Annotated in this window: 13 protein-coding genes; 6 read left to right on the forward strand and 7 right to left on the reverse strand. The window is 69.1% G+C overall.

The features are described from left to right. Positions 1-25 precede the first annotated feature (25 nt). Together cysD and EXU32_RS10855 are read left to right on the forward strand one after the other, a co-directional pair. On the forward strand, positions 26-940 hold the full coding sequence (cysD, locus tag EXU32_RS10850; RefSeq protein WP_130629919.1) for a sulfate adenylyltransferase subunit CysD: 915 nt from the start codon (positions 26-28) through the stop codon (positions 938-940). After that, a complete protein-coding gene (locus tag EXU32_RS10855; protein WP_242612762.1) occupies positions 940-2301 on the forward strand; it encodes a sulfate adenylyltransferase subunit 1 in 1362 nt (453 codons plus the stop codon). The genes cysD and EXU32_RS10855 overlap by 1 nt, the downstream gene beginning before the upstream one ends. Positions 2302-2305: 4 nt before the next feature. Here the strand turns inward: EXU32_RS10855 and EXU32_RS10860 are convergent, their stop codons facing one another. Genes EXU32_RS10860 through EXU32_RS10865 form a run of 3 tightly spaced genes read right to left on the reverse strand, consistent with a single transcriptional unit; the run spans position 2306 to position 4571 of the window. Further along, positions 2306-3148: a nucleotidyltransferase family protein gene (locus tag EXU32_RS10860; protein ID WP_165399650.1), complete on the reverse strand. Its 843-nt coding sequence runs from the start codon at positions 3146-3148 to the stop codon at positions 2306-2308. Beyond that, positions 3145-3414 carry a hypothetical protein gene (locus tag EXU32_RS17175; protein ID WP_165399651.1) on the reverse strand — a complete coding sequence of 90 codons (270 nt, stop codon included), beginning with the start codon at positions 3412-3414 and terminating at the stop codon, positions 3145-3147. The genes EXU32_RS10860 and EXU32_RS17175 overlap by 4 nt, the downstream gene beginning before the upstream one ends. Beyond that, positions 3411-4571, reverse strand: coding sequence for an NAD(P)-dependent malic enzyme (locus tag EXU32_RS10865; RefSeq protein WP_130629921.1), 1161 nt, complete (start codon positions 4569-4571; stop codon positions 3411-3413). Before EXU32_RS10865 ends, EXU32_RS17175 begins: the two co-directional genes overlap by 4 nt. A 286-nt stretch (positions 4572-4857) precedes the next feature. On the opposite strand from EXU32_RS10865, the gene EXU32_RS10870 reads away from it, so the two are divergent. Then, entirely contained in the window at positions 4858-6855 is a 1998-nt protein-coding gene (locus tag EXU32_RS10870; protein WP_130629922.1) for a hypothetical protein, read from the forward strand. 1 nt (position 6856) lies between these two features. Here the strand turns inward: EXU32_RS10870 and EXU32_RS10875 are convergent, their stop codons facing one another. The 3 genes from EXU32_RS10875 to EXU32_RS10885 form a co-directional block, all read right to left on the reverse strand. Next, positions 6857-8122 (reverse strand): HD-GYP domain-containing protein, encoded by a 1266-nt coding sequence (locus EXU32_RS10875; RefSeq protein ID WP_130629923.1) that lies wholly within the window; start codon positions 8120-8122, stop codon positions 6857-6859. Next, positions 8119-9279 carry an HD-GYP domain-containing protein gene (locus tag EXU32_RS10880; protein WP_130629924.1) on the reverse strand — a complete coding sequence of 387 codons (1161 nt, stop codon included), beginning with the start codon at positions 9277-9279 and terminating at the stop codon, positions 8119-8121. Before EXU32_RS10880 ends, EXU32_RS10875 begins: the two co-directional genes overlap by 4 nt. Positions 9280-9368: 89 nt before the next feature. Then, positions 9369-9740 (reverse strand): hypothetical protein, encoded by a 372-nt coding sequence (locus tag EXU32_RS10885; protein WP_130629925.1) that lies wholly within the window; start codon positions 9738-9740, stop codon positions 9369-9371. Positions 9741-9870: 130 nt separating this feature from the next. On the opposite strand from EXU32_RS10885, the gene EXU32_RS17695 reads away from it, so the two are divergent. From EXU32_RS17695 to rsrA, 3 genes are all read left to right on the forward strand, one after another. Beyond that, complete coding sequence (locus EXU32_RS17695) at positions 9871-9945, forward strand: 50S ribosomal protein bL37 (protein WP_370639715.1); 75 nt, start codon at positions 9871-9873, stop codon at positions 9943-9945. Positions 9946-10177: 232 nt separating this feature from the next. Beyond that, positions 10178-10828: a sigma-70 family RNA polymerase sigma factor gene (locus EXU32_RS10890; protein ID WP_130629926.1), complete on the forward strand. Its 651-nt coding sequence runs from the start codon at positions 10178-10180 to the stop codon at positions 10826-10828. Next, positions 10825-11124 carry a mycothiol system anti-sigma-R factor gene (rsrA, locus tag EXU32_RS10895; protein ID WP_130629927.1) on the forward strand — a complete coding sequence of 100 codons (300 nt, stop codon included), beginning with the start codon at positions 10825-10827 and terminating at the stop codon, positions 11122-11124. The genes EXU32_RS10890 and rsrA overlap by 4 nt, the downstream gene beginning before the upstream one ends. On the opposite strand, the gene EXU32_RS10900 is transcribed toward rsrA, so the two are convergent. Further along, positions 11111-12361, reverse strand: coding sequence for a hypothetical protein (locus EXU32_RS10900; RefSeq protein WP_130629928.1), 1251 nt, complete (start codon positions 12359-12361; stop codon positions 11111-11113). The genes rsrA and EXU32_RS10900 overlap by 14 nt on opposite strands. Positions 12362-12556: the final 195 nt, after the last annotated feature.

The raw sequence follows: 12556 nt of genomic DNA on the forward strand, positions 1-12556 counted from the left end.
GTTCCGTCCGAAGAGAGGTTCCCTCGTGCCCACTGCTGCCCCACAGGCCGCCCTGACGCACCTCGACGTCCTCGAGTCCGAGTCGATCCACATCATCCGTGAGGTCGCCGCAGAGTTCGAGCGCCCCGTCCTGATGTTCTCCGGCGGCAAGGACTCGATCGTCATGCTCCGGCTGGCCGAGCGAGCCTTCGCGCCGGCCAAGATCCCCTTCGGTCTGCTCCAGGTCGACACCGGATTCGACTTCCCCGAGGTCCTGGCCACCCGCGACCGCTGGGTCGAGCGACTGGGGATCGACCTGCACGTCGCGTCAGTCGACCAGGCCATCGCCGACGGCATCGTCATCGATGACGGCAAGACCTCGCGCAACCGCCTGCAGATCGGCACCCTGCTGCACGCCATCGAGGAGCGCGGCTACACGGCTGCCTTCGGCGGAGGGCGGCGTGACGAGGAGAAGGCCCGCGCCAAGGAGCGCATCTACTCCCATCGCGACGACTTCGGCCAGTGGGACCCCAAGAACCAGCGGCCCGAGCTGTGGTCGCTGTACAACGGTCGCATCCACGAGGGCGAGCACATGCGCGTCTTCCCGCTGAGCAACTGGACCGAGCTCGACATCTGGCAGTACATCGGTCGGGAGCAGCTCGACATCCCCGAGATCTACTACTCGCACCAGCGGCGGGTCTTCGAGCGGGACGGGATGCTGCTCACCGCGAGCGAGCACAACCCCCTTCGCCCCGGAGAGGTCGCGAGCGAGCGCACCGTGCGCTTCCGCACCGTCGGCGACCTCACGCTCACCGGCTGCGTCGAGTCCACCGCCGGCACCGTCGAGGAGATCATCGACGAGATCTCCATCGCCCGCCTGACCGAGCGGGGCGCCACCCGTGGCGACGACCGGTTCAGCGAGGCCGCCATGGAAGACCGCAAGAAGGAAGGGTACTTCTGATGAGTGCCGACACCCTGACCACTACCGACCCTTCGAGGCTCGTCGCTGGCGCTCCTAGCACCTCAGGGAGCGGGGTATCCACGGACCTCGACCTTGGCCTGCTGCGCGTCGCCACGGCCGGGTCCGTCGACGACGGCAAGTCGACCCTCATCGGGCGCCTGCTGCTCGACAGCAAGGCGATCTTCGAGGACCAGCTCGAGGCCGTCGAGGCGACGAGCAAGGCCAAGGGGCATGATCACACCGATCTGGCGCTGCTGACCGACGGGCTGCGCAGCGAACGCGAGCAGGGCATCACCATCGATGTGGCCTACCGCTACTTCGCGACCCCGCGTCGCAAGTTCATCCTCGCCGACACCCCCGGGCACGCGCAGTACACGCGCAACATGGTCACCGGCGCCTCGACTGCCGATCTCGGGCTTGTCCTCGTCGATGCGCGCCACGGGCTCACCGAGCAGTCGCGCCGGCACACCGTGCTCCTGTCGCTGCTACAGGTCCCGCACATCACCCTCGTGGTCAACAAGATGGACCTCGTCGACTACGACGAGGCCGTCTACACGCAGATCCGCGACGACTTCCTCACCTTCGCCGAGCAGCTCGAGGTCCCGGCCGTCGCGACCTTCCCCATCAGTGCGCTTGCCGGGGACAATGTCGTCGCGACCAGCGACGCGATGCCGTGGTACACGGGGACGAGCCTGCTCGAGCACCTCGAGACCGCCGAGAACGCGGACCTCTTCGAGTCGAAGGGAGCCCGCTTCCCCGTGCAGTACGTCATCCGCCCGCAGCAGGGAGAGCACCGGGACTACCGCGGATACGCCGGCCGCGTGGAGGCCGGGACCTTCACCGTCGGGCAGGAGGTCGTCGTCCTGCCCAGTGGTGTGCGCACGAGCATCGCCGGCATCGACACCCTTGATGCCACGCACGACCAGGCCCTGACGGGTCAGTCCGTCACCCTGCGCCTCGCCGACGAGGTCGACGTCTCACGTGGTGACCTCATCGCAGACGCCGAGCATGCACCCGAGGTCACCCGCGAGGTCACCGCCACGATCTGCTGGATGACGACGGGCGCGCTCCACAGCCGACAAAAGCTGCTCCTCAAGCACACCACCCGCACCGTAAAGGCCGTCGTCGACGGCCTGGGTGCACGCTTGGACGTCAACACCCTCGAGCGGGACGGCGAGGCCAGCGAGCTCGGCCTCAACGAGGTCGGGACCGTCTCCCTACGACTGTCGCAGCCGCTCGCCGTCGACGCCTATGCGACCCACCGGGCCACAGGGTCTTTCATCCTCATCGATCCGGCAACGGGCAATACCGTCGGTGCCGGGATGATCTCTAGCACCCACGGGGTCGAGTACACGATCTGATCGGTCAGCGACGCAGCGCGCGACGGATCCGCACCCACAGGACCTGTCGCGGGCTGTGGTACGGCACGCGGTGTGTGTCTGCCCAGAACCGCGCGATGTCGGGGCTCAGTGTCAGCTGCTGCCAGATGACCCGGGGCGCTTGGTGGGGCGCTCGGAGCAGGATGTCGAGAACGAGTTCGAGGCCACCGTTGCGAGCGCCCCGTCGCAGCCAGCGTCGGTAGCCCGCGGGGACGGGACCAGTGGCCGACGGTCCTCCGAGGCCCTCGATGAGCAGCGTGGCGGTGTGACGCGAACCGATGGTCTCCGAAGCCCGCGCCACCTCGCTGACGTCAACCGGGACGGCAGACTCGACCACCCTGCTGACCGCCGCCTTGCGACGATCCCGGGCCAGCGCCTTGATCGCGTTGAGCGCCTCGATGATCAGTGCATCCGGGACCCCGACGGTGTGCACCGGCTGGCCAGCCAGCACGACCTCGACACGGCGCGACCACAGGTGCTCGAAGGCGTCGTCGGCCAGCATCCCCGAGAAGTGATGGTGCAGGTCCAGCGTGGCCGGGAAGCGCTCATGTCTGAAGGTCGTGGAGTAGATGATGTCGTCGAGTGCCGGGGGAAACCAGTGACTGATGATCGACCAGCCAGCGCTCGCCAAGGTCTCGGTGGCCACTGCGCGGTCGCCAGCCGCAACCATCAGGTCGATGTCGTTGCTCTGTCTCGGCCTACGCACACCCAGCTCGACGAAGGCCGGCCCCTTGATCACCAACGAGCGGATGCCTGCCGCTGACAGCAGCCGCTGCAGGTGCACCGTGCCCAGCGGGACGGCCTCGGCGAGGGTCAGCGGCTCACTCACGTAGCGACCTCGATCAGGCCGGCCGCACTGATGCTGCGGACGAACTCGTCCCGAAGGTCCTCCCCTTCGTCCTCGACGAGGTCGGTCGCGAGCGCGAGCAGCTCGGCCTCCGAGTGGGGTTCGTCCGCGATGGCCTTCCACAGCTCCGCGAAGGGGGTCGGCACGATCATCGGCTGCGCCAGCGGGTCGCGGGTATCGATGAGCGCGACGCGTTGGGGCTCGGCCGCCACCCAGGCGATGCCGTCGGCGACGCGCCAGCGAGTCATCCTGCGTGGGCAGCCACGGCAGCGGCGACAGCCTCGGCAACGCCCTCCTGGAAGACCGGCGGGACGATGCAGTCGACGGTCGGCTCCGCGACGAGGTCGGCGATGGCGCGGGCCGCGGCCAGCTTCATCTCCTCGCTGATCTGCACTCCCCCGGCGTCGAGCGCCCCGCGGAAGATCCCCGGGAAGGCCAGCACGTTGTTGATCTGATTGGGGAAGTCACTACGACCCGTCGCGACGATCGACGCGTACTTGTGCGCGATGTCGGGGTGCACCTCGGGCGTCGGGTTGGCCAGGGCGAAGATCATCGGACCCTCGGCCATCGCCGCGACCTGCTCCTCGGGCACCGTGCCGCCGGAGACGCCGATGTAGACGTCGGCGCCCTTGAGCGCGTCGCCCATCGTCCCGGTCTTGCCCGTGACATTGGTCGTCGCCGCGAGCATCTCCTTGTGCGCCACCAGGTCGTTGCGGTGTTTGCCGATGATACCGCGCGAGTCACACACGACGACATCGGTGACACCCGCGAGCTGCAGCAGCTGAGTGACCGCGACACCAGCCGCGCCGGCGCCAGCGACGACGACGCTGAGCGAGGAGATCTCACGGCCCAGCACGCGGCAGGCGTTGATCATGCCGGCGAGCACGACGATCGCCGTGCCGTGCTGGTCGTCGTGGAAGACGGGGATGTCCAGCCGCTCACGCAGCCGGCGCTCGAGGTCGAAGCAGCGCGGGGCCGAGATGTCCTCGAGGTTGATCCCACCAAAGCTCGGCGCCAACCGGACGATGGTGTCGAAGAGCTCGTCGACCGTGCCGGACTCGAGGCACACCGGGATCGCGTCGACACCGGCGAAGTGCTTGAAGAGCACTGCCTTGCCCTCCATCACCGGCATCGCGGCCAGCGGACCGATGTCGCCCAGGCCCAGGACGGCCGTGCCGTCGGAGATGACGGCGACCGTGTTGTTGCGCGCGGTGTAGCTGCGCGAGAGCGACGGATCCTGCTCGATCGCGAGGCAGACGTCGGCGACACCCGGCGTGTAGAGGAGCGCGAGATCGTCCATCCCCCGCAACGGCTTCGTGGCCCGTACCTCGACCTTGCCGCCCTCGTGAGCGACGAACTGCGGGGCAGCCAGGTCATACGTGGTGGTGGGCTCGGACGCGGACACGGCAGACAGACCTCGGAAACTCGTGGAGCAGATGTTGGGCGGCCCTGTGGCGACCGGGTGAGGTCACGACGGGCGGCTGGTGAGCCGCGATCATCTTCCCACACGTGGCTTCGAGGCTCGTACCTCGCACCTCAGCCAGCGTGGGAGGCTCCTACCTCGCACCTCAGCCAGCGTGGGTACGTGTGTGTCACCATCTACCTACGCCGCACCTCGGGGCCTCGCCCCTCCCCCTTCGCACGACGGTCACTGCGGCTGGTGCCGCCGACTCTTTGCCCGGAGCCCACTGATGCGCAGCCGCCGCCTCGTCCCCGCAGTGCTCACCGCCGCCCTGGCCCTCACGACCGCCGCAGCCGCCCAGGCCGACGACGCGACGACGACCGAGGCACGGGTCCGGCTGACCGGCGAGCTGATCAAGACCTCCGTCGAGCACCGAGGGGACAAGCAGTGGCTGGCCGTGCGCGTCGGCGACGAGCTGGTACCCGTCAGCGGAGACGGTCTCGAGCACACCCCGCCGCACGCGCAGGTGACGCTCGACGTCCGCGCCCCGCAGAGCGTCGTCACCGCCGCGCAGACCGGGAGGACCCTCACCGTCCGCTCGGCGGGCAAGAGCCCGACCAGTCACCGCCTCGACCAGGCCGCCCTGCGTGCGGCGTCCGACAGCACGCCCGCCACGTCATCGTCGACCCTTGGGGCGGCGAGCACCGACGTCGCCATGTCACCGGACAGCGCCCCGCTGGAGGTCGCCCAGGTCGTTGCGGCCCAGGAGGCGAGCAGCGCCGACTACGTGCCGGCCACCCGTCGCATCACCTATGTCGAAGTCACTCCCAGGGGCATGACCCGCGAGCCGATCACCCTCACCCCCGCGACCCAGCAGGTCGCCGCGAGCAACGCCTACTGGCGCGACCAGTCCCGCAGCGAGCTGCGCATCGGCGCACCGACGACGATCACGCGTTACACCTCCGCCTTCGCCTGCGACAGCGACCCGATGAAGCTGTGGAACGAGGCGATCAGCAGGACCGGCTGGGCGTGGACCGACAACTCCAGCCTCGTCCTGAAGCTGCCCTTCGCCGCCGGCCCAAGCTGCGGGTACGGCCTCGGCTCCCTCGGCGACACCCCCAACTCCCCAGGCGTCCTGCACGTCTCGGACATCGCGGCGCCCGTCCTGGCCCACGAGCTCGGCCACAACATGGGGATGGACCACGCCAACTCCCTCGTCTGCACCGACCGCGACGACTCCCGCTATGACAGCGTCAACGATTGGTGGACCACCTGCGACGAGGCGCAGTACGGCGACGCGCTCGACATCATGGGCCCTTCCTTCCCCGTGGACATGCCGATGCTCTCGACCCCGCAGGCGCTGCGTCTCGGGCTGCTCCCGAGCGCGGCGGCCGTGCCCGTCGGCTACGGCACCACGCGCGTCACGCTCAAGCCCCTCTCCGGGCTCGAGGGCACCCGAGCCGCGGTCATCAGCAATGTCAGCACCGGCGTGCAGTACTGGGTCGAGTACCGCACCCGCACCGGACGCGACACGACGGACCCCCGGGTCCAGGACACCGGGGTGCGGGTACTGCGCACCAGCCCACTGTCCGGCTCCGTCCTGCTCGACCCCACCCCCACCGGCACCCTCGACAACCAGTCGGCTCTGACAACCGGGCACACCTTCAGCAGCTACGACGGCAAGGTGCGCGTCACGACCGAGTCCGCGGGTGCCGGCGGCGCCGTGGTGCGCATCGACAACACCTCGCGGCTGCCCGGCTTCACCCGCACGACCTCCCCGAGGATCGCTGGGACGCCACGTGTCGGCCAGCTCCTCACCGCCTCCACCGGCTCGTGGTCGCCGACTCCCTCGCGCTACACCTATCGGTGGAAGCGCAACGGCGCCAACATCTCCGGCGCGACCCAGCGGACCTACACACCGACCACCGCCGACGCGGGCCGCAAGCTCAGCGTGCGGGTCGAGGTGACGAGGTCCGGCTACAGGACCGCGTCGGCCACCTCCGCGAGCGTCGGGATCCCGATCCATGCGACCACCCGCCCCTATCTCAACGGCACCTTCCGCGCAGGCCAGACCATCACGGTCAGGGCGGGCACGTGGACCCCGCGGCCGACCAGCTACAGCTACCAGTGGTACCGCAACAACGTCGCGATCGCGGGCAGGACCGGCACGACCTACACCCTGACCAGCAAGGACAAGGGCACGCGCATCCACGTGCACGTCACCGCCCGCCGCACCGGATACGTGACCGGCGCGGCGATCACGCTGCGCTCGACCGTCGCCAGCTGACCTATCGCCGCGACTCCAGCGCGCGCTCGAGCGCGGACACGACCTCTGGGTCGTAGTCGTAGCCCAGCCCGAGGTGCAGCCGCTCCAGCGCAACGCCCCGGGCCCACGGCGAGCGGGCCCCCTCGGTGATGTCGTCCCACGCGTTGGCGACACGCACGATGCGGGAGGGAAGGGGGATGTGCTCGCCGAACTCGCGAGTGCGGCGGAAGGGGGTGCCGACGTGCGCGACGAGTGGCGCCACCGAGGCCAGCTGCGGGGCGCCGGCGATGACCCTCCGTGCGGCCGACGCCATCTCTTCGACCTCGGCGGCACTCGCGTAGATCGTGGCGCCCCCGCGCAGGGGCTCGGTCAGTCCGAGCTGCCCGATGTCGTGGAGCATCGCCGTGCGCTCGACCTCGTGGAGACCCACTGCGTCGAGGTTGAGCTCCTGCCCGATCAGACACGCGATCTCGACGACACGCCGCACGTGCCCCACGCGCGTGAGCTCGGTGACCTCGGTCAGTCGGGACAGCGCCTGGAGGGACTCGTCGAGCGACTGGCGGATGGTCACGACGCGGTGGACCGCCACATAGCTGAGGAGCACCGGGATGGTGAAGAGGGGGATGGCAGCCCAGTCGACGATCCGGCTGGCCAGGGCGATGAGGGGGCCCGTCGTGACCGTCGCCGCCGAGACACCGGCGACCGGCCCGATCTCGGAGCCGAGGATGCGGGCGAGGGAATGCCCCTCGACCCACCACGCGACGGCACTGTCCAGGACACGCTCGACGACTCCACCGGCGGCGGCTGCTGCGAGCAGACCCATCGCTCCCAGGCCACGATGCGTGTCCGCGGCGAAGGCCCAGTCGACGAGGGTGCTGCCGTCGACGCTCACCCCTCGCGCGCACAGGCAGGCCACCGCCATCCCGATGAATCGTGAGCCCAGCGAGCCCTCGACGACGGACCGTCCGAGGATCCGCGCGATCAACCCTCCGAGCAGGATGCTCAGCCAGACGACGGCAAGGACGGTCGACGCGGTCGGCCTCTCCCCCCACTCCGCCAGCGGCATGAGGATCAGCCCCAGTGCGGGCGCCGTCGTCAACGGTGCGATGACTCGCCGAGAGATCCTCACGGGCAGCTGCTCGCCGATGATGATGGCCAGGACGGCGGCAACCGTCAGTGGCGTGACCATGCCGGGCGTGATCTCGCCACGCACTGCAGCGATGGAGCCGATGAGCACGGCCACGACGAAGAGGAGCAGACCCGGGCGCCGTCGGAGCCAGGAGATCATCGGGCCGTCACCCGGGGCAGCTGGTCCAGCTCCAGGGCTCGCCTCAGCGCTGCGACGCACGACGCGTCGAGGCTCTTGCCGACCAGCGCCTCGCAGTGCCTCACTGCCCTGTCGGGCGGCAGACCGCTGGCGACGGCATCGCCCCACGTGTCCGCAACCGCGACGACGCGTGCGCCGATCGGGATGTCCTCGCCGATCAAGCCCTGCGGACGGCCCTGGCCGTCGACCCTCTCGTGGTGGGCCGCGATCAACGACATCGGTCCGTCCAAGAACTCCACCGAGCCGAGGACCCGCTGAGCGGCTGCAGCGTGGTCGCGGCGCACGATCGCCTCCGGCGCGCCCTGGAGGGCAAGGTTGCCCACGTCGCGCAGGCGCGCGGCCGTCGTCACCTCGTCGACGGCGACGGGCGTCAGGCCGACGCCGGTGGCGATCGCGGTGGCCGCGCCACCGACGAGGCGAGCCTCCTCCGCGGCCCCGGGCTGCCGCAGGTCGAGTGCCACGACGAAGGGGTTGAGCACCTCGTGACGGATCGCCCACTCCGAGGAGTGGGTGTGCAGGCCCCACTGGATGACGAGGATCGAGGGGAGGAAGAGCACGGCCGAGACCCAGCCCAGCCCAGCAGGGGCCCAGAGCAGGACCAACAGGTATGCCGCGAGCGCGTAGCTCGCGTAGGGGGATGAGATCTGACGAACGACATCGGTGAAGATCGCGCGCATCGAACCCGCAGAGCTCAGCTGGATCACGCCAGCGAGGAGCACCGCGTTGACGAGACCGGCGCTCACGGACGCCGTCGTGATCTGCACTGCCAGCAGAACCGGCTGCACACCTTCCCGCGCCGTGGTGACAGTAGTCCCGCCGACGAGCCAGTAGCCCGCGGCTCCCGCCAGCACGTAACAGACACGTTGGCTCACGTTGAACCACCGCTTCACGGGCTCATTGCGGTCCAGCAATACCGGCAGTCCTGCAACCAGCGCGGCGCCGAACGGACCAAGGAGCGGGATGGAGGCGATCTGCACGATGCCGGAGACCGAGATCTGGACCGCACCGATCGCTTGGGGTCTTCCGACGGCTGCGATCCCAGCAACGACGACCATCGCGATGAACCAGCTCAACTGCTGGGGTGGTCCAGCGGACAGCCACGCAACGATCAAACCCAAGATGGCGAGGGCAGCGATCGACACGACGTAGTCGCGCGTCGCCCTCGCCAGGCCAGGCACCCTCCGAGGAGGGTCGTCGTGCTCGATGCTCAGGCGTTGCCGAGTGCGCTTGACCCGGTAGCTACCGGGGCGGCCCAGTCGGCACCATCATCTTGAGAAGCGGCCCAGTCGGCACCGTCATCTGTGGAAGTGGCCCAGTCGGCACCGGCCGGACGCATGGTGCGCCAGTCGAAGCTGAGACCGAAGGGCAACGCCCAGTCGGCGCCATCATCCTGGAGTGCAGCCCAGTCGGCTCCAGCCGGATGCATCGTGCCCAAGTCGAGGCTGAGGCCAAAGGGCAGTGCCCAGTCGGCGCCGCTCCTCTGCTGCGCCGCCCAGTCGGCACCGCCCTGGGGCGTGAGAGGACCCGACAGGGTCAGTGCCAAGGTCGTCGCGCCCACAAGGGCCATGATCTTCTTCACGTTCCTATGATGCCATTGATCTGACCCGGGACCCACCCCCAGCGCGAGGGCAATCCGTGGACTCGTGACAGAATGCCTCGTTGTTACATCTCCTGCGCACGGTGGGAGAGCCCGTACGCAAGGAGTCACCATGAGCAAGCGCGCCCGCAAGCGTCGCTCCCGCAAGGGCAAGTCCGCCAACCACGGCAAGAAGCCCAACGCCTGAGCTGGCACCACCCACGCAGGGGGTCGCATCCGGTCACCGGAGCGACCCCCTTCGTCATGCCCGAAGACGGACACCGACGACTCGGCCGGTCCCCGGCCCGGACCACACGACGGGAATGAGGCGCCCCCCCTTCGCCGTTGAACCACGCGAAGAGCCACGACCACGTTCAGGAGTCCAGGTGCTCGTACTGCACGCCGGAGAGCGCACGGCCACCCCGCTAGGGTGGAGTGCGATGACTGATCCCACGACCGACGAGACGGCTGCCCAGGCTGCGGCCGACGCTGCCGTCGACGTCGCCCACGAGACCACCGAGCAGCGACGCGCGCGCTTCGAGCGCGAGGCCATGCCGCTGCTCGACCAGCTCTACTCCGCCGCGATGCGCACGACGCGCAACCCGACGGACGCCGAGGACCTCGTCCAGGAGACCTACGCCAAGGCCTTCGCCGCGTTCCACCAGTACCGGCCGGGGACCAACCTAAAGGCGTGGATGTACCGCATCCTGACCAACACGTACATCAACACCTACCGCAAGAAGCAGCGCGAGCCCAAGCAGTCCGACTCCCCCGAGGTCGAGGACTACCAGCTGCACAAGGCCGAGCAGCACACCTCCAAGGGGCTGCGCTCCGCCGAGGTCGAGGCGCTCGACCGGATGCCCGACTCGCAGGTCAAGCGGGCGCTGCAGGAGCTGCCCGAGGACTTCCGCATGGCGGTCTACCTCGCTGACGTCGAGGGCTTCGCCTACAAGGAGATCGCGGAGATCATGGGCACGCCCATCGGGACCGTGATGTCCCGTCTGCACCGCGGCCGACGTCAGCTGCGCGAGATGCTCACCGACTATGCCGCCGACCGTGGCGTGGCCGCCGCCAAGGAGAGCAAGGCATGAGCCACGACGACGCCAACATGGACTGCTCGCAGGCCCTCTATCGGATGATGGAGTACGTCGACGGCGAGATGACGCCCGAGGATACGCAGGCGCTCCGCGAGCACCTGTCCGGCTGCGCCCCCTGCCTCGCCGAGCGCGACATCGACCAGGTGCTGCGCCAGATCGTGCAGCGCTCCTGCGCGTGCGAGCCCGCTCCCCCGCGGCTGCGGGCGACGATCATGCAGCGCATCACGACGATCTGCGACGACGGCTCGTGGTCCGAGGTCACGCAGGTGCGGCACATCACCGAGGGCTGAGCTCGTCAGAGACTGACAACCAGTCGGGGTTCTGCGACACAAAGCGCACGGCGTGCACCCACGCCTGCTCACAGCTGGGGCTCATCTCGACCGCTTCGACCTGCTCGGGCGTGGTGGCTTCGACGGCATTGGTATCAGCTGACTGGGTGTGGACCACGCCCTCTCTCAGCAGGTTGATCGCCCGTCGTTCCCACCCGGTGGAGGTGTTGGCTTTCAGATCTGCAGCCCTCACCAAGACGTCGGCGTCGACCGCGACGAGGCGTTCGGTGAACGTGGTCTCACCGCCCCGATGCGTCCGGGATGTGAGCGTGCCAGCGTCGACGTCCACCTTCACGAGGCCGGAGAACTCGGGCTTCATGGACCGCGACTCCCACCGCCAGTACCCCGTCACCCGAGCGGTCTCTCCGCGCACCTCACCGGCGAAGTAGTCGGGCGAACCATCCGTCCGCCGTCCCGGCCGCACGAGGCACTCCTCGTGCAGCTCGCGCAGCATCCCCGTCAGCAGGACCCGCACACCATTGACATCCCCGTCGCCCTGACCACGGGACGCGCCCCACCAAGAGCTCCACCAGGGGCGTCGCGGGCCTTGCGGGAAGTCGGCGAGGTCGAGCGAACCTGAGCTGCTGGACGCGAGCGCTCCCGGAGCGACCGAGTTGCCCTGGGTCTGCTGGATGAGCATCACCTTGTCATCGCGAGTCACCGCGAAGAGCGAGATGCCGACGATGTTGGCAGCCCGCGACTGGTCGAGGCTCAGCGCGCGACCGGCACGATCGACAGCGAGATCCCGCGGCTGGATCGACTGTCTCTCGTCGCGTCGATGGATGCGAAAGCCCCACAGCTCGTTGCTGCACTCACCGTCGAAGTAGCGGGTGGGGACAAAGGCCAGGTGTCCGTCAGTGAGCAGCTGGGCGGTGGGCTCCACTCCCAGGCCGAGGCATTGCCCGTTGAAACGAATCGGCAGGCGAAGGGTGCGCTTCCAGTTGCGCCCTGTGTGCCGGAGCGCCGCCGCGGCCACCTCCTGCAGAGTGCCGGGCAGCTGATATGCGCTGGTCTCCAGCCGCGCCGGGGTGATCACAGCATCCGCGTCACCCTCCCCGCCCACCGGCTCTGCGACACTCCTGCCCCACAGCACCTGATCAACCTCAGTGCTCCCCCACAGTCGCGTCGCGATCCCGTTGTGGGAGGCAACCGCGTCGCGCGCATGCCACCCCGTGTCCGTCCACTCGACGCCGGCCACGGGCTCGGGCTCGTACGGGACGAGGGTCACGGCACGCCAACTTCGGAAGGTCACGGCGGCGCCGATGAACGCGGAGACAGTCGCGATGACCAGGCCGAGTCCGTTGACACCCGCCACCACGGGACCCGGGAGGAGCGCAGGAAGGCTCAGCCCGAGCAACGCGACGAGCACGGCCACCAGCTCCCATGCGACGCG

The organism is Janibacter limosus, from assembly GCF_004295485.1.
Lineage (GTDB): Bacteria > Actinomycetota > Actinomycetes > Actinomycetales > Dermatophilaceae > Janibacter > Janibacter limosus_A.